Annotated in this window: 11 protein-coding genes; 7 read left to right on the top strand and 4 right to left on the bottom strand. The window is 74.7% G+C overall.

All coding sequences use genetic code 11. From position 1 onward, the window contains the following. Positions 1-137 precede the first annotated feature (137 nt). Genes ACSNOB_RS17955 through hemB form a run of 5 tightly spaced genes read left to right on the top strand, consistent with a single transcriptional unit; the run spans position 138 to position 5,847 of the window. Complete coding sequence (locus ACSNOB_RS17955; protein WP_436687701.1) at positions 138-908, top strand: redox-sensing transcriptional repressor Rex; 771 nt, start codon at positions 138-140, stop codon at positions 906-908. Next, the gene (locus ACSNOB_RS17960; protein WP_393105874.1) at positions 905-2,299 is read left to right on the top strand and encodes a glutamyl-tRNA reductase; all 1,395 of its coding nucleotides are present in this window, start codon (positions 905-907) and stop codon (positions 2,297-2,299) included. The genes ACSNOB_RS17955 and ACSNOB_RS17960 overlap by 4 nt, the downstream gene beginning before the upstream one ends. Then, entirely contained in the window at positions 2,296-3,264 is a 969-nt protein-coding gene (gene hemC / locus ACSNOB_RS17965) for a hydroxymethylbilane synthase (RefSeq protein ID WP_393105872.1), read from the top strand. Before ACSNOB_RS17960 ends, hemC begins: the two co-directional genes overlap by 4 nt. Beyond that, positions 3,261-4,841, top strand: coding sequence for a uroporphyrinogen-III synthase (locus ACSNOB_RS17970; protein WP_436687702.1), 1,581 nt, complete (start codon positions 3,261-3,263; stop codon positions 4,839-4,841). Before hemC ends, ACSNOB_RS17970 begins: the two co-directional genes overlap by 4 nt. Before the next feature lie 22 nt (positions 4,842-4,863). Beyond that, on the top strand, positions 4,864-5,847 hold the full coding sequence (gene hemB, locus ACSNOB_RS17975; RefSeq protein WP_436687703.1) for a porphobilinogen synthase: 984 nt from the start codon (positions 4,864-4,866) through the stop codon (positions 5,845-5,847). 194 nt (positions 5,848-6,041) lie between these two features. Here the strand turns inward: hemB and ACSNOB_RS17980 are convergent, their stop codons facing one another. From ACSNOB_RS17980 to ACSNOB_RS17990, 3 genes are all read right to left on the bottom strand, one after another. Further along, on the bottom strand, positions 6,042-9,320 hold the full coding sequence (locus tag ACSNOB_RS17980) for a lamin tail domain-containing protein (protein ID WP_436687704.1): 3,279 nt from the start codon (positions 9,318-9,320) through the stop codon (positions 6,042-6,044). Positions 9,321-9,417: 97 nt separating this feature from the next. Next, a complete protein-coding gene (locus ACSNOB_RS17985) occupies positions 9,418-10,434 on the bottom strand; it encodes a GNAT family N-acetyltransferase (RefSeq protein ID WP_393106260.1) in 1,017 nt (338 codons plus the stop codon). Positions 10,435-10,506: 72 nt separating this feature from the next. Continuing rightward, the gene (locus tag ACSNOB_RS17990) at positions 10,507-12,096 is read right to left on the bottom strand and encodes a lytic murein transglycosylase (protein WP_436687705.1); all 1,590 of its coding nucleotides are present in this window, start codon (positions 12,094-12,096) and stop codon (positions 10,507-10,509) included. Positions 12,097-12,134: 38 nt separating this feature from the next. On the opposite strand from ACSNOB_RS17990, the gene ACSNOB_RS17995 reads away from it, so the two are divergent. Beyond that, the gene (locus ACSNOB_RS17995) at positions 12,135-12,362 is read left to right on the top strand and encodes an FmdB family zinc ribbon protein (RefSeq protein WP_436687706.1); all 228 of its coding nucleotides are present in this window, start codon (positions 12,135-12,137) and stop codon (positions 12,360-12,362) included. 154 nt (positions 12,363-12,516) lie between these two features. Next, entirely contained in the window at positions 12,517-15,345 is a 2,829-nt protein-coding gene (locus ACSNOB_RS18000; protein ID WP_436687707.1) for an ATP-binding protein, read from the top strand. Positions 15,346-15,462: 117 nt separating this feature from the next. Here the strand turns inward: ACSNOB_RS18000 and ACSNOB_RS18005 are convergent, their stop codons facing one another. After that, positions 15,463-17,124, bottom strand: coding sequence for a glycoside hydrolase family 10 protein (locus tag ACSNOB_RS18005; RefSeq protein ID WP_436687708.1), 1,662 nt, complete (start codon positions 17,122-17,124; stop codon positions 15,463-15,465). Positions 17,125-17,288: the final 164 nt, after the last annotated feature.

Consider the following 17,288-nt stretch of genomic DNA (forward strand, 5'->3'; position numbering starts at 1 on the left):
TTGTGCACGCCTTCACAAGCGCCTACTCTGTGATTCCGACGCGCCCTGCTAGCACAGCCGGCAATCTCGGTCGCCAGCGGGAGTCCCGAAACGGCCGGCCGCTGGAGCTGGCCGAGGATCGCACCGCACGGAGTCTCATGAGTCAGCACCGTCACCCTGGCGCGCCCGGTCGCGCCGGTGCCGTACCGGCGCTCCCGGACCTGCCCGAGGCGACCGTCGCGCGGCTCCCCGAATACCTCCGTGCCCTGCACAACCTCGCCGAGACCGGTCACGAGACGGTGTCCAGCGAGGGGCTGGCCAGCGCCGCGGGCGTGAACTCCGCCAAGCTGCGCAAGGACCTCTCGCACCTCGGCTCGTACGGCACCCGGGGTGTCGGCTACGACGTGGCGCTGCTGATCGACCAGATCGAGTTCGTGCTCGGGCTCACCCAGCGCCGGGCGGTCGCCCTCGTCGGCGTGGGTAATCTCGGTCACGCCCTGGCCGGCTACGACGGCTTCGCCAGCCGCGGCTTCCGGATCGCCGCGCTCTTCGACGCCGACCCGGGACGCGTCGGCGAGGAGATCAACGGGCTGGTCGTCCGGCACGTCGACGAGCTGCCGCGGGTCGCCGCCGAGGAGTCCATCGCCATCGGCGTGATCGCCACCCCGGCCCCGGCCGCCCAGGCGGTCGCCGACCAGCTCGTGGCCGTCGGTGTGACGAGCATCCTGAACTTCGCCCCGTGCGTACTCTCGGTTCCGGAGGGGGTCGACGTGCGCAAGGTCGACCTTGCCATCGAGCTGCAGATCCTGTCCTTCCACGAGCACCGCAAGGCATCGCTGACCGCGCTCCCCGCCACCGGCGGGTCCGCCCTCACCGCCCTGCCGGGCGGACTCGCGGTCACCGACACCCAGGAGGCGATCGGCACGTGAAACTGCTCGTCGTCGGTGCGTCGTACCGCACCGCTCCCGTCGCCACGCTGGAGCAGCTCGCGGTCGCCCCCGCCGATCTCACCCGCACCCTGGACCGCCTGGTCGCGCAGCCGTACGTGACCGAGGCCGTCCTCGTCTCCACCTGCAACCGGGTGGAGGTCTACGCCGCCGTGTCCGGTTTCCACGGCGGTCTCGGCGACATCTGCGCGGTGCTGGCCGACCACGCCGGGTCCCAGCCGGCCGCGCTCGCCAACCACCTCTACGTGCACTTCGACGCCGCCGCCGTGGAGCACGTCTTCCGGGTCGCCGCCGGGCTCGACTCGATGGTGGTGGGCGAGGCCCAGATCCTCGGCCAGCTCCGCGACGCGTACCACTCGGCGACCGGGGCCGACACCGCCGGCCGGCTGCTGCACGAGCTGATGCAGCAGGCGCTGCGGGTCGGCAAGCGGGCCCACGCGGAGACCGGCATCGACCGGGCCGGCCAGAGCGTGGTGACCGCCGCGCTGGAGCTGGCCGCCGGGCACCTCGACGGCGACCTCGCCGGCCGGCCGGCGCTGGTGGTCGGGGCGGGCGCGATGGGCTCGCTGGGCGTGGCCACGCTGTCCCGGCTCGGCGCCGGGCCGATCACCGTGACCAACCGGGGGGCCGACCGGGCCGTCCGGCTGGCCGAGGCGTACGGGGCCAGCGCGACGCCGATGGCGGAGCTGACCACCGCGCTCTCCACAGTGGACATCGTAGTGGCCGCCACCGCGGCCACCGAAGCGGTCCTCACCCGCGAGGTGGTCACCCGGGCGCTCGCCGGGCGTGACCGCGGGCGGGGACCGCTGGTCCTGCTCGACCTGGCCGTGCCCCGCGACGTCGAGCCCGGCGTCGCCGAGCTGCCCGGCGTCGAGGTGATCGACATCGACCGGATGGCGGGGCTGCTCGCCGACGGGCCCGTCGCCGCCGACGCCGCCGCCGTCGAGCGGATCGTGGCCGGCGAGGTCGACGCCTTCCTCACCTGGCTGCGCGGTGCCGACGTGGCGCCCACCGTGGCCGCCCTGCGCGGCCGCGCCGACGACGTGGTCACCGCCGAGCTGCGCCGGCTCGCCCAGCGCCGCCCGGACCTCACCGACGACCAGCGCGCCGAGGTCGCCCGGACGGTGCACCGGGTGGTCCAGCGGCTGCTGCACCAGCCCACCGTGCGGGTCCGCCAGCTCGCCGCGGAGCCCGGCGGCGACCAGTACGCGGCCCTGCTGCGCGAGCTGTTCGACCTCCAGGTGCCGCAGACGTCCCCGGTCGACACCGTCCCCGACGTCGTCGACAGCGACGTCGTACCGCTGTTCGGCCTCGCCGACGTCCCGCCGTCGTCCGGCCCCGCCGACGTTCCGCCCACCGGAGGTGAGCGATGAGCACGCCCCTGCGCCTCGGTACCCGGGGCAGCGCACTCGCGATGGCCCAGTCCGGCCACGTCGCCGAGGCCCTGACGGCCGCCACCGGGCGCCCGGTCGAGCTGGTCGAGGTGGTCACCGCGGGCGATCGCTCCTCCGCGCCGGTGCACCGGCTCGGCGTCGGCGTCTTCGTCTCCGCGCTGCGCGACGCGCTGACCGCCGGCGAGATCGACTTCGCGGTGCACTCCTACAAGGACCTGCCCACCGCGGCGGCGCCCGGGCTGCACATCGCGGCGGTGCCGACCCGGCAGGACCCACGGGACGCGCTGGTCGCCCGCGACGGCCGGACGCTCACCGAGCTGTCGACCGGCGCGACCGTCGGCACCGGTGCGCTGCGCCGCATCGCCCAGCTGCACGCGCTCGGGATGCAGTTGGAGGTCACCCCGATCCGGGGCAACGTCGACAGCCGCCTCGCACGGGTGCTCGGCCCGGCGGCGGACCTGGACGCCGTCGTCCTGGCCCGGGCCGGGCTGGCCCGGCTCGGGCGGACCGACGTGATCACCGAGACGCTCGACCCGATGCTGATGCTGCCGGCGCCCGCCCAGGGCGCGCTGGCGGTGGAGTGCCGGATCGACGACACGGACCTGGTCGAGCTGCTCGCGGTGCTCGACCACGCACCGTCCCGCGCCGCGGTCGTCGCGGAGCGGGCGCTGTTGGCCACCCTGGAGGCCGGATGCTCCGCTCCGGTCGCCGCCTACGCCGAACTCGCCGAGGGCGACGCCGGTGAGGAGATCTACCTGCGCGGAGCGGTGATCAGCCCGGACGGCACGAGAGACCTCCGGCTGTCCCGCACCGGAACGCCCGCCGACGCGGCGGAGATCGGCAAGGCACTCGCCGCCGAACTCCTCGACCTCGGCGCCGACTCGATCCTCGGCCAAGAAGGACACGCCGGCCCGGGGACCCAGCAATTTGGGAGCACAGAATGACCCGCACCCGTAAGCCCGTAGGCCGTATCGCGTTCGTCGGGGCCGGTCCCGGCGACCCGGGCCTGCTGACCCGCCGGGCGCACGACGCCCTGGTCGACGCGGACCAGGTGGTGTACGACCGGGGAGTCCCCGAGTCGCTGCTCGACGCCGTCCGCGCCCAGGCCAGGTCCGACGCCCAGTTCACCCCGGCGGAGGGCGCGCCCGGTGACGTGGCGAAGGTGCTGATCTCGGCGGCCCGGTCCGGGCTGAACGCGGTGCACCTGGTCGCCGGCGACCCGTTCGGCCACGAGTCGGTGGTCCGGGAGGTGCAGGCGGTGGCGCGTACCGCCGCGCACTTCGAGGTGGTCCCGGGTGTCGGGCAGGCCGAGGGTGTGGCGACCTACGCCGGCGTGCCGCTGCCGGGCGTACGCACGGCGGCCGACGTCGAGGACGTCAGCACGCTGGACTTCGACGCGCTGGCCGCGGCCGTCGGCCGGGGCTCGCTGGCCCTGGCCGTGGACGCCGGTGACCTCGCCGCGATCCGCGACGGGCTGCTCGCCGCCGGGGTGGACGGCGCCACCAGCGTGGGGGTGACCGGCGACGGCACCGGCGAGACGCAGTACACCACCACGTCGACCGTGGACTCCTTCGTGGCGGCGGCGCTCGGCTTCACCGGCCGCGTGGTGCTCACCGTCGGCGAGGGCGTCGGCCAGCGGGACAAGCTGAGCTGGTGGGAGAACCGGCCGCTGTACGGCTGGAAGGTCCTCGTGCCCCGCACCAAGGAGCAGGCCGGCGTGATGAGCGCGCGGCTGCGCGCGTACGGGGCCATCCCCTGCGAGGTGCCGACGATCGCGGTCGAGCCGCCGCGGACCCCGGCGCAGATGGAGCGGGCGGTCAAGGGCCTCGTCGACGGCCGGTACGCCTGGGTGATCTTCACCTCGGTCAACGCCGTCCGCGCGGTCTGGGAGAAGTTCGCCGAGCACGGCCTGGACGCCCGGCACTTCGGCGGCGTCAAGATCGCCTGCATCGGCGAGGCGACGGCCGACGCCGTCCGCGCGTTCGGCATCCAGCCCGAGCTGATCCCGGCGGGGGAGCAGTCCTCCGAGGGGCTGCTGGCCGAGTTCTCGCCGCACGACGAGATCCTCGACCCGGTCGGCCGGGTGTTGCTGCCGCGCGCCGACATCGCCACCGAGACCCTCGCCGCCGGGCTCACCGAGCGGGGCTGGGAGGTCGACGACGTGACCGCGTACCGGACCGTCCGGGCCGCCCCGCCGCCCGCCGAGATCCGGGACGCGATCAAGTCCGGCGGCTTCGACGCGGTGCTCTTCACCTCGTCCTCCACGGTGCGGAACCTGGTCGGCATCGCCGGGAAGCCGCACGCCCGTACCGTTGTTGCAGTCATCGGGCCCAAGACGGCGGAGACGGCGACGGAGTTCGGCCTGCGGGTCGACGTCCAGCCGCCCCACGCCTCGGTCCCCGACCTGGTGGAGGCGCTCGCCGCCTACGCCGTCGAGCTGCGCGAGAAGCTCGCCGCCATGCCGGCGAAGCAGCGCCGCGGCTCGAAGGTGCAGGGGCCGACCGCCCTGAGGTTCCGGTAGTCGTCGTAGCAGGAGGCCCGTGATGCCGTACCCCGAGATCCGGCCACGCCGGCTGCGCCGCAACGCGGCCGTCCGGCGGCTGGTGGCCGAGACCCGCGTCGACCCGGCCGAGCTGGTCGTGCCGATGTTCGTCAAGGAGGGGCTGACGGAACCGCGGCCGATCGCATCGCTCCCGGGGGTGCTCCAGCACTCCCGGGAGTCGCTCCGCAAGGCCGCCGCCGAGGCGGTCCAGGCGGGCGTCGGCGGGATCATGCTCTTCGGCGTGCCCGAGCGGCGCGACGCCACCGGGTCCGGCGGGATCGACCCGGACGGCATCCTCAACGTCGCGATCCGCGACGTCGTCGCCGAGGTGGGCGACGCCACGGTGGTGATGAGCGACCTCTGCCTGGACGAGTTCACCTCGCACGGCCACTGCGGCCTGCTCGCCCCCGACGGCGACGTCGACAACGACGCCACCCTGGAGGCGTACGCCGAGATGGCGGTCGCCCAGGCCGCCGCCGGGGTCGGGATGGTCGGGCCGTCGGGGATGATGGACGGCCAGGTCGGCGTGGTACGCCGGGCCCTCGACGCCGCGGGCCACCAGGACGTGGCCGTGCTGGCGTACGCCGTCAAGTACGCCTCGGCCTTCTTCGGCCCGTTCCGCGACGCGGTGGAGTCGGCCCTGGAGGGCGACCGGCGCACCTACCAGCAGGACCCGGCCAACCTTCGGGAGTCACTGCGCGAGGTCGAGCTGGACGTCGCCGAGGGCGCCGACCTGGTGATGGTCAAGCCGGCGCTGCCGTACCTCGACGTGGTGTCGGCGGTCCGCGCGGCGGTCGACGTTCCGGTCGCCGCCTACCAGGTCTCCGGCGAGTACGCGATGGTGGAGGCGGCCGCCGCGAACGGCTGGATCGACCGGGAGCGGGTCATGCTGGAGACGCTGACCTCGATCCGGCGGGCCGGCGCGCAGATCATCCTCACCTACTGGGCGGTCGAGGCCGCCCAGCTCCTCCGCCAGCGCTACTGACCGCTCCCGACGCGGAGAGTCCCGCCCCCGCCTCGCGTGGGCCGGCAGGTGTGCTGGTCAGAAGGGCGATTGCGGGCGGGGCGCGCCGACCGGGACGGTGACGGCATGACCGACGCTCCCGCCGAACCAGAGACGGGCCGCCGGCCAGGGAACCCCCTGGCCGGCGGGCCGTCGAAACGGGCCGTCGAACGACGTCAGTCGTCGTCGGTGATGGTGCCCACCGCGACCGGGTCGGCGAGGCGCAGCCCCGGTACGCCGGCCACCAGCAGCGTCAGCTTCTCGTCGGCCTCCCGCTTCCGGTCACCGTGCACGGTCACCGGGAAGGCCAGCGAGGTCTGCCCGGCGGCCAGGATCTTGCAGCCGACGTACGGGTCGTAGTCGGCGCCGGCCCGGGCCGTGGTGCCGTACGTGGTGGCGCAGAGCACCACCGGCTGGGACAGCGGCCGGGACACGGTGGCGGTGAAGGTGAGCTGCCGGGCACCCTTGTCGCCCTCGACAACCGACACGTCGGCGACGCTCAACGAGGCCCGCGAGCGGAACCGGGCCACCTGCGGGTCGTGGTCGCTGGAGCCGCGCGTGCCGTCACCGGCGTGCTCGGCCGGCCAGTCGGCGTTGATGTGCGCGGCCCGCATCTCCACCAGGTCCCGGTGCAGCGCGCCGTTGACGAACAGGTGGTCCAGCGTCTGCGCCTGCCCCTCGAAGCTGTACGAGTAGGCGGACGACGGCGCGTCGGCGAGCAGGTCGTCCCACAGGTTGCGCATGCCGGCCTCGTACAGCGGGGCGAGCTGGTCCGACGGGGTCGGCTCCGCCGCCGTGGCGATCGGGTCGTCGGGGCGGGGGAAGACGTTCAGGTCCCCGCCGTACACCACCCGCGCGTGCGGGTCCGACGCCTCGATCGCGGTGACGATCGCGGCGCCGTACGCGGCCTGCTCCCGGCGCTGCCCGACCCGGCTGTCCGGCCCGGACGAGTAGTGGTTGCTGGCGGCCCACAGCGTGTACCGCTCGGCGGAGCCGGGCGTGGCGGCGACGGTGAACTTGCCGAGCTGCGGGGCGCGGGTGAAGACGTTGTTGCCGTCTTTGCCGGTGGACGTGTCCACGTCGGCGGGGAGCATCGCGTTGAGCGCCTTCGGGTTCTGCACGTCCGCGTTGCCCGGCAGCGGTGCGCCCCGGTACGTCACCGTCGGCGTCGAGCCCAGCAGCGGGTCGCCGGCGGTCGCCTCGGCCAGCGACACGCGGTCGGTGCGGTACAGGAACGCCGCGGTGATGCCCCGCGCGTCCGCGCCGCTCCGGTCGTACGCGGCGGCGTAGGCCGGGCCACCGTTCGCCGCGATGGTCAGCGCCAGGTCCTGGAGGCTGTCCGGCGCGCCGTCCGCGTTGTCGGTGGCGCCGCACACCAGCTCGCCGCCGGAGACCGCGCAGATGTCCTGGTCCTCCGCCTCCTGCACCAGGATCAGGTCCGGGGAGTGCAGGTCGGTGGTGATCTGGTCGGCCAGCGCGGCGAGCTGCTCGCGGTACTCCTGCTCGCTGCCCGGGACGTAGTCGAACGGCGGGCGCACCCCGGTGCAGCCGGCGTTGCCGGCGAAGTCGCAGCCGTCGAACGGGTCGTCGCGGTAGTCGTACAGGTTCTCGACGTTGTAGGTCGCGACCGCGATTTCCTCCGACCGGTTGGCCGGCTTCGGCGGGTTGTTCGTCGACGGGTCGGTTCCGCCGGTGAACGCGGCCTGCTCGACCTGCACGCCGTACTTCTCGAACGAGTAGTAGAGCCCGCCCACCGCGTCGGCGGTCAGCGTGTCGAAGGTGTGCGCGGGCGGGAGCAGCGCGCCGCTGTCGCCCGTGGCGCCCTTGACCCCCATGCTGCCGAGCAGGATGCGCTGGCCGTTGCCGTCGTCGAAGCGGCGGCTCGGGTCGTTGTCGAGCGGGTGCGCGTCCCGGAACACCCGGCGGGCGTACGGGTCGGCGCGGTCCAGCAGCGGGTCGTCCCGGTCGATCACGAAGATCTCGCCGTCGGCGGTGGAGGCGAAGACGTTCCGCCCGCTCACCGCGCCGGAGCCGGCCCGCACCCGCAGCCGGGCGCCCTCGTGCCGCTCCCAGAACCGCTGCGCGTCGGCCACCTCGACCGGCGGCACCGCGTCGGCCACCTCGACCTCGGCGTTCACGTCGACGCCGGAGGCGAGCTTGCGGACCAGCGAGGCGCCGGAGAGCTGGGTGAAGTTGAAGTACTCGGAGACCCGCGCCCGGAGCACCACCTCGTCGCCGACAGTCGGCACGTAGCCGCCGATCAGCGAGGTGAACGAGCCCATGAAGACAAAGACGCCGTCCGAGCTGGTCGGGTCGCCGTCGGTCGCGCCGGACCGGCTCTGCAGGAAGAAGCCGCGCTGGTCCCGGCCGGACGAGTCGCGGGCCAGGGTCAGCTGGGTGATCACGCCGCGCACGTCGTACAGCGTGCTGCTGGTGCCGTTGCCGGACGCCGGCGCGAGCGGGGACCGGTCGGCCGGGCCGGACTCGCCGTCGGCGGTCGGGCCCTGCACCTCACCGACGGTCAGCTCGCGGGTGACCTGCACCGCCAGGGCGCAGGTGGCGGTGCCGCCGTCCGCGTCGGTCGCGGTCAGCACCACGGTGTACGCCCCGGCGGCCAGGTCGGCGCTCGCGCCGACGGTCGCGCGGGCGGTGCCGCCGACCGCGTCGGCCGGGGTGCCGGCCGTGCGGCTGATGGAGCCGGTGGCCGGGGTCGGGCTGACCGAGGTGACCGCCAGGTCCACGATCCGATCGTCGGCGTCGGTGGCGGTGACCTCGCGGGTGGCCGCCGTGCCGGCCGGGGTCACCAGCGCCGGGCCGCAGGTGAGCGTCGCCGGCGCGTCGATCGGGCCGCCCCCGTCGACGGTGTGCGTGCCGAGTCCGTCGAACGTGTCGACCGGGAACCCGGCCCACTGGGCGGCCGGGTCGAACGCGTCGGCGGGGTCGGTGTCGCCGGCGGTGACGGCGGCCGACCGGCGCAGCGTGTTGTCGGCGGTGCTGGTGGCGCCGGCGCCCCACTCGGCGCCCGGGTCGACGCCGACCTGACCGATCGAGTCGAGCACGGTGCCGCCCCGGCGCAGCACGATCGCGTCGTCGCCGTTGAACAGGCTGGCGGTCGTGGTCTGGTCGGCCCGGTCGAGGATCGCGGGCGCGGCCGAGGCGGACGCGAGCACGAAGACGTCGCCGGCCGCGACGGTCCCGCTCAGCGCCAGGTTCGTCGGGGTGGTGGAGCCGTTGAAGTGCAACTGGAGCTGGTAGCCGCCGGCGGTCAGGTCGACGGCGGCGCCGGTGCCGTTGAACAGCTCGATCGCCTTGTTGTTCGACGAGCCTTCGACGTACTCGGAGATGAACAGGTCGGTGGGCGCGGCGCTGGCCGCGGTGGGTGCGACGCCGAGGGCCGCCACGGTTACGGCGGCGGTGGCGGTCGCGAGCGCGGCAAGAGTGCGGCGCGGGCGCATGAGGCCTCCACGATGGGTGGACGGGGAACTAACGCACGTTAAGGGGCGCTGCTGACCGCCGTCCATCCCCCACCGGACGGTTTCGTGAACTCTCCGGTCAGCGTCCGGCGTCGAGACGGTGCACCAGCTCGGCCACGTCGACGCTGTATTCGCACCACTCGCGGTCCGGGCGGTAGCCCAGCTCGGCGTTGACCTTCAGCATGGCCTCGTTGGCCTGCGCGTTCCAGGTCTGCACCTCGGTCAGCTCCGGCTCCGCCGAGCGCAGCTCCAGCAGCATCCGTGCCTTGATCGCCCGGTCGATGCCGTAGCCCCGGTGATCCTGCACGACGATGGTGTCGTACTGGTCGGCGCGGGTGGGGTGCTGGGCGGGCACCACCACCTCGGTCAGGCCGGCCACCTCCCCGGTCTGCTCGTGGCGGGCCAGCACGATGTAGGGCTTCATGCCCCGCCGGTGCAGGCAGTCCAGGCTGTCCCGCAGCCGCTGCGGGTCGTACGAGCTGGGGCGCAGCTCGCCGTCCTCGACGTCGCGCACCTCCGCCTTCGCCCGGGCGTACGCGTCGATCAGGTCGTCCGGCGGCCCGCCGGGGCAGAACTCCAGGTGGTAACCCGCGCCGATGCCGGTGGCCATCCCGGCCAGCTCGGCCCAGTCCACCCCGGACAGGTCGAGCACGCTGCGCGTCTCGACGTATTCCTTGGCGAAGCCGAGCGACTCGTAGAAGGCGACGGCCGGGGTGTCGCCGACCACCTCCACCCCGATCGACTGGAAGCCCTCCTGGTAGACCCGGCGGGCGGCGACCAGGACCAGGTCGCGGCCGAGCCCGTTGCGCCGCTGCGAGGGGTGCACCAGCACCTCCAGCACGCCGATGTCGCCGAGCAGGAGCACGTTCACCTGGCCGAGGATCGCTCCCGGCGCCCCGCCGGCGGCCGGTTCCGCCTGGGCGACCCAGGAGATCCGCCGCTCCCCGGGCATGACCTCGGAGAGGTATTCCCGCAGGGAACCCTCCCGCCACGGCGGATCCTGCGGCAGATCGGCCGCCAGGACCGCGTTCAGCGTGTCCAGCAGCGACGCGATCTCGGCGGACGACGCGGTCCTGGGGTCCCACTCGCGCACCATCACCTGTCTAGCTTGCCGCTAACGGCTGCCCGGCGGAAGTGTCCAGTTCTCCAATGTATGCGGACGATCACTTCACGTGCGGCTGGCCTGTCCGTACCGGTTGGCGGTGTCGAAGACGTCCTGGGCGTACTGGCGGACGTCGTTGTACGACAGGATCGCGTTCCACCAGTCGGCCGGGATGGTGAGGTTCCGGCTGCCCTTGCAGAGGTAGTTGCCGGCGGCGAGGGCGGCGTCGTCCAGGTCGTGCGGGTCCTTGACCCCGTCGTTGTCGGCGTCCGCCCCGATCTCCTGCCAGGTGGTCGGGATGAACTGCATGGGCCCGATCGCCCGGTCGAAGGTGGTGTCCTTGTCCAGCCGCCCGCCGTCGGTGTCGGCGATCCGCATCCGGTTACCCTGCCCGTCCAGCGGCAGGCCGATGATCTCGGGAAGCGCCCTGCCGTCCTGGCCGAGCCGGGCGTTGTTGGCCTGGCCGTGCCCGGACTCGACGAAGCCGATGGCGGCCAGCGTGGTCCAGCTCAGGCCGCAACTGCGGTTGGTCTGGGCGAGCACCAGCTCGGCGTAGCCGTACGCCTGCATCGCCACCGGCGAGATGCCCACCTTCGGGCCGACCTCCGCGGCCCAACCGGCGAGCGCGTCCGCGGGCCGGCCGGTGGGCACCCCGCCGACGGCCGGGCCGGTCGGCAGCGTGCCGAGTGGCGGCACCGTCTGGGTGGGCAGCGGCAGCCCGCCGGGCAGCGGCTGCTGCGGGGCCGCCGTCGGCGCGACGGAGGCGGCGTCGGCGACCGGGCGGGGCGCCCGGACCGTCGCGGGCACCAGCAGCGCGCCCGCGGCGGCGGTGGCAGCGACCAGGGCGAGCAGGAACACCCCGGGCAGGGTGAGCCGTCCGCTGGGTCGCCGCGACCAGTCCCGGGTGGCCCGGACCGCGATCGCCGCCGCCCGGCGCGGCGGCGGCAGGCGTACGGCGTGCGCGAACGGCACCCGGTGTCGGCGGGCTCGCGTGGCCGGCCCGTTGGTGAGCACGTCGACCTTCGTCGCCGCCAGGTCGTTCTTTCCCTCCGGCGTCGACCCGGCGGAGCCGCCCGCGGCGCCGGCCCCGGCGCCACCGGCCTTCGCGCCGGCGGCGTCGCCGGGCATCGCCCCCGGGGCGGGCGTGCCGGCGGATCTCGCGTCGGCGGGCGGGCCGGCGTCGCCGGGCTTCCCCGCGTCGGCCGGACCGCCGTCGGGCTTCGCGTCGGCGGCGGGCGGGCCGGCCGGCTTCGCGGCGGCGGCCGGCGGGCCCGCGGGCTTCGCGTCGGCGGGGGTGTCGGGCGTGTCGGTCGGCTTCGCGGTGGCGACCGGCCGGTTCGTGGCGTCGACCGGCTCGGCGGCGGGCGCGCCGTCGCCGGGCTTCGCGTCGGCCGTGTCGTCGCCCTGCCTCCGCGTGGCTGCGGGTGCCGACCCGGCTGGCGGAGCGTCCGGGCTGGACGGTGCGGCGGGAGGGGCCGGCGGGGCGTCGGCCGTGGTCTCGGATCTCAGCCACGGGCGGCGGGGACGGGGCGGCCGCGGCGGCGACCCGGCGGCGGCCCCGGAGCCGGCGGGTGGCCCGTCGGGCGGCACGGCCGGTCGCAGGGGCCGAAGGGTCGATCTGTCCTCGCCGTCCACCACAAGTTGAGTATCACCCATGTCTCCTCGGGAGTCAGGCCCGGCCGTACCCTGGTGTCATGCCCCGGTACGAGTTCCGTTGCCGCGCGTGCGGCGACACCTTCGAGGTCAACCGTCCGATGGCGCAGGCCGGCGAGCCGGCGCCCTGCCCGTGGGGACACACGGACACCGTCAAGCTCCTCTCCACGGTCGCCGTCACCGGCCAGGGTCGCGGCGCGGTCGGCGGCGCGGCCGCTCCCGCCGCCGGTGGTGGTGGTGGCTGCTGCGGCGGCGCCTGCGGCTGCTGACGCGTCGGCGTCCGCCGACCGTCGGGCCGGCCCCGTCCGTCCGCGCCGAGGTCGCCGGGCACCTTCGAGTCCGAACCCGGCCGGGCCGTTCTCACGATGCGTGACGGTCGGGTATCAGGCAGCATGAGTCGACGTCACGGGGGAGGTCCCACGCATGTCGCCACGGATCCACCTCCCGAGCGGGTGGGTGACCTTCGTGTTCACCGACATCGAGGGCTCGACCCGGCTGGCGCAGATGCTCGGCCCGGACTACCGGCCGGTGCTGCGGGAGCACCGCCGCCTGCTGCGCCGGACGATAGCCGCCACCGAGGGCGCGGAGCTGTTGACCGAGGGCGACTCGTTCTTCCTCGCCTTCGGTGACGCGACCGCCGCCCTGACCGCGTGCCTGACCGCGCAGCGGGCCCTGGCCAACCACGACTGGCCCACGCCGGACGCCGTGCCCCGGGTCCGGATGGGTCTGCACACCGGCCGGGCCGAGCCGCGTGACGGCGAGTACGCCAGCCCCGAGGTGCACCGCGCGGCCCGGGTCGCCGCCGCCGCGCACGGCGGGCAGGTGCTCTGCTCGGCGTCGACCGCGCGGCACGCCGACCCGCTGCCGGCCGGCGCGTCCCTGCTGGACCTGGGTCTGCACCGGCTGCGCGGCTTCGACGACCGGGAACGCCTCTTCCAACTGGTCGCGCCCGGCCTGGAGCGGCAGTTCCCACGGCCGCGTACCGCCGACGCGGTCGCGCACAACCTGCCCACCCAGATCACCTCGTTCGTCGGCCGGCAGGCCGAGCGCGCCGAGCTGCGCCGGCTGGTGGAGGCGCACCGGCTGGTCACCGTGCTCGGCGCGGGTGGCGCCGGCAAGACCCGGCTCGCCGTGGAGCTCGCCGCCGACCTGGTGGAGGCGTACCCGGACGGCGTCTGGTTCGTCGACATCGCCGCGGTCACCGACCCGGGTCTGGTGGCGTTCGCGGTCGCCGCCGTGCTCGGCCTGCGCCCCGAGCCCGGCCGCCCGATGGTCGAGACCCTGGTGGAGTACGCGGCCGCGCGCCGGATGCTGGTCGTCCTGGACACCTGCGACGCCCAGCCGGCCGCCTCCGCCGACGTGATCTCCCGGCTGCTCGCCGGCGGGGTGGGCGTGCAGGTGCTCGCCACCAGCCGGGAGTCGTTCGGCCTGCCCGGCGAGGTGGTCTGGCGGATCCCGCCGCTGTCGGTCGACCCGCCGGTGGACGGGGCGGAGAGCGACGCGGTCGCGCTGCTGCTGGACCGGACGGCGGCGGCCCGGGGCGGCCGGCAGCCGGATCCGGCCGAGTCGGCCGACCTGCGCCGGGTGGTCCGGCGGTTGGACGGGCTGCCGCTCGCCATCGAGCTGGCGGCGGCCCGGCTGCGGGTGCTCTCGGTCGGTCAGCTCGCCGAGCGCCTCGACGACGTGCTGGGCACGCTGGACGCGGGCCGGGCGGACCTGGAGCCGCCGCCGGTGGAGCGGGGCTGGTCGGGCAACCAGCAGGACACGGTGGACCTGGTCGCCGCGGCCGTCGGGGTGTCGCCGCCGACCCCGGCGACCCGGGCGGTGCAGCGGTCCGCCACCGAACGGCACCTCACCATGCAGGCCACGGTCACCTGGTCGTACCGGACGCTGGGGCCGCGCGCCGCCCGGTTGCTGCGCTGGCTGGCGGTCTTCGCCGGCCCGGTGGACCTGGCGGCGGTGGAGTGGCTGCTCGGCACCGATCCGCTCGACCCGCTCTCCGTGCTGGTCGACAAGTCGATGGTGCTGGCCGAGCCGCACGCCTCGGGCAGCACCTACCGGATGCTGGACCCGATCCGGGCGTACGCGGCCCGGCGGCTGGCGGAGGCGGGGGAGGAGCAGGCCGCCCGGGACCGGCACGTGGCCTGGTCGGCGCACGCGCTGGAGCGGGCGCACCTCGGCCCGGACGGGCGGCCGGTCACGCTCTCGCTCTACGCCCTGGACCCGCTCGCCGGCGAGCTGCGCGCCGCGCTGCGCTGGTGCGCGACCGGTGGCAGCGCCCGGGCGGGGCTGCGGCTGGCCGGTGGCCTGGACCAGTGGTGGCGGGAGCGGGGCCTGGCCCGGGAGGGGCGGCTCTGGCTGTTCCGGCTGTACGGTCGGATCGCCGAGACCGGGGAGCGGATCCCGGAGGCCGAGCTGGCGGCGGCGTACCACATGCACTCGCTGCACGCCGGCGCGGACGGCGAGTTCGCCGAGGAGCTGCGTTTCTCCCAGCGGGCGGAGGCGGCGGCCCGGCAGGCCGGCGACGCGGCCCTGCTCGCCCGGGTGCTCGCGGGGCGGGCGGCCCCGCTGGTCGACATGGGACAGTTCGCGGAGGCCGAGCGGGTCTGCCGGGAGGTCATCGACTGGGCGCACGACGAGGACGTGGTGGGCGACGCGCTGTTCGCCGTGTTCAGCCTGGCCGAGCTGCTCTGGCGGCGGGGCGCCCTGGACGAGGCCGCCGAGCTGCTGGGCGCGGCCCGCCCGGTGGAGGCGGCCCGCCCGGTCGAGCGGGGGCGGCGCTCGGTCGACATGCTGCTCGGGATGGTGGCCCTGGCCCGCGGCGACCTGATCGCCGCGCACGAGCACCTCCAGGTGGCGCTCCGGTCCCGGATGAGCCACGGCTTCCACGGCCGGGCCTGCGACACTCTTCACGCGCTCGCGGTGCGCTGCGCCGCCGGCGGCGACGGGTTGACGGCCGCCCGGCTCTTCGGCGCGGCGGGCGCGATCCGGGCCAGCATGCGGTGCACCCCGGGCATCTACGGGGCGTACTGGGCGCAGCGGCAGGGGGAGCTGCGCCGGGCGCTGGGCGACGCGGCCTTCGACGCCGCGTACGGCGAGGGGGCGGAGCTGGGGCTGGAGGAGGCGGCGGCCCTGGCGCTCGGCGTCGAGCACCCGGACCTGGCGGCGGATTCGACCCGGTTCGGCGGGGATCCGGCCCGCCCCGCCCCGCGCCGGCCGGTCACGCCGGACCGCCACACCGAGCACGCCTGACCCGGTTTCGATCGACGGCCGCGCGTGGAGCTGCGGGGGGAGCCGACGTTTGGTGACAGGCGTGGAAACAGACGGATGCCCCGGGTGCCAGCGGCACCCGGGGCATCCGGTGGGACGTCAGCGGACGAACGCCGGCGGGCTGGCCGGGCTCTCGTTCGCGAGCCGGTCGAGCGCGGTCACGTAGTAGGTGTACCGCTTGCCGGCCTCGGCCGTGGTGTCCACCCAGGACTGGGTCCGGTTGTCGGCGTCGGCGCGGACCGTGTCGACCAGGTGCGCCGCGTCGGCGAAGTCGCACCGGTCGGCCAGGCCGACCCCGTCGAAGCGGTAGATCGCGTACGACGTGGCGGTGCCGAGCGGGCCCGCGCCGTCGGCCGGCTGGAGCCAGTTCAGCCGGACCCCGTCGTCCTGCCGCGCGGCCTTGGTGACCACCGGCATGAGCAGCGGCTTCGACGGCAGGTGCGGCATGGTCGGGATCAGCGCCGGCCGCGAGTAGTGCTCGGCGGCGTAGATGTCGGTCGCGCCGAGCCGGTTGGCCCGGACCTGCACGGCCGAGAAGTGGACGTTGCCCAGCACCTCGGGGTGCGCCCGGTTGAGCGTCAGGTGGTCGGACAGCTCGCGCGGGTCCATCCAGAACGAGCCGTAGGCCGGATCACCGCTCTTGTAGTCGGCCTGCCCGATGTAGAGCTGCACCCGGGTGCCCTTGACCACGTCCGCCCACCACGGCACCAGCCGGGCGTAGTCGGCGGCCGGGTACTGGCCGATGTACCAGTAGAGCTGCGGCACGATGTAGTCGATCCACTCCTCCTTGACCCACTTGCGGGTGTCGGCGGAGATGATGTCGTACGACTGGCTGCCGGTGGTGTCCGAGCCCAGCGGGTCGACCGACTGGTTGCGCCAGATGCCGAACGGGCTGACCCCGAACTTCACCCACGGCTTCTCGGCCTTGATCTTGGCGTTCATCTCCTGGATCAGCAGGTTGATGTTGTCCCGCCGCCAGTCGGCCTTGTTGGTGAAGCCCCGGTTGTGCGCCGCGAAGGTGGCGTCGTCGGGCACCTGGTGGGTGCCGCTCGGGTAGGGGTAGAAGTAGTCGTCGAAGTGCACGCCGTCGACGTCGTACCGCTTGACCGCGTCCATCATCGCGGTCTGGACGAACTCGCGGACCTCGGGGACGCCGGGGTTGTAGTAGAGCCGGCTGCCGGCGACGCCGGCCGGCGGGTACGCGAAGGTCCACTCCGGGTGCTCCCGCGCCGGGTGGTTGGGCGCCAGCTTGCTGATGTCGGCGCCGGCGCCGCCCGGGGCGGGCATGGAGATGCGGTACGGGTTGAACCAGGCGTGGAACTCCAGGTTCCGCTCGTGGGCCTCGGCGACCAGGAAGGCCAGCGGGTCCCAGCCCGGGTTCTCGCCCCGGACCCCGGTCAGGTACTCCGACCAGGGCTCGTGCGGCGACGGCCAGAACGCGTCGGCGGTCGGCCGGACCTGGACGACCACGGCGTTGTGGTTGAGCCGCTCGGCGAGGCCGAGCAGCGAACGGTATTCGGCCTTCTGCGTGGCGATGCGGTCGGGTGCGGTCTGGGACGCCTTGGTCGGCCAGTCGATGTTGACGACCGAGGAGATCCACATGGCCCGGAACTGCCGCTTCGGCGTGGCCGGGTCGGTGACGCAGGTGGTGGTGGAGGCGGTGGTGGCCGCGTCGGGCGCCGCGCTCGCGGGGGTGGCGGCGACGAGTGCGCCGAGCAGTGCGGCGGCCAGCCCGGCGGCTCCGAGCCGAGTTGCCTTCATGCGGTGTGTCCCTTCGTTGGGGCTCCCGTGTCAGGGGTTCATCGCGGCGCTACCGGCAAGATTCGCCGTCGGCTATCTGCCGCTTGGTAGGAAATTTTCACACCTCCCGGGTCCGGCGCAAGGGTCTGCGCGGGATCGGTCCGTCCGTCGGGTTCGGCTCCGCC

Source organism: Micromonospora sp. URMC 106 (assembly GCF_051386395.1).
Taxonomy (GTDB): domain Bacteria; phylum Actinomycetota; class Actinomycetes; order Mycobacteriales; family Micromonosporaceae; genus Micromonospora.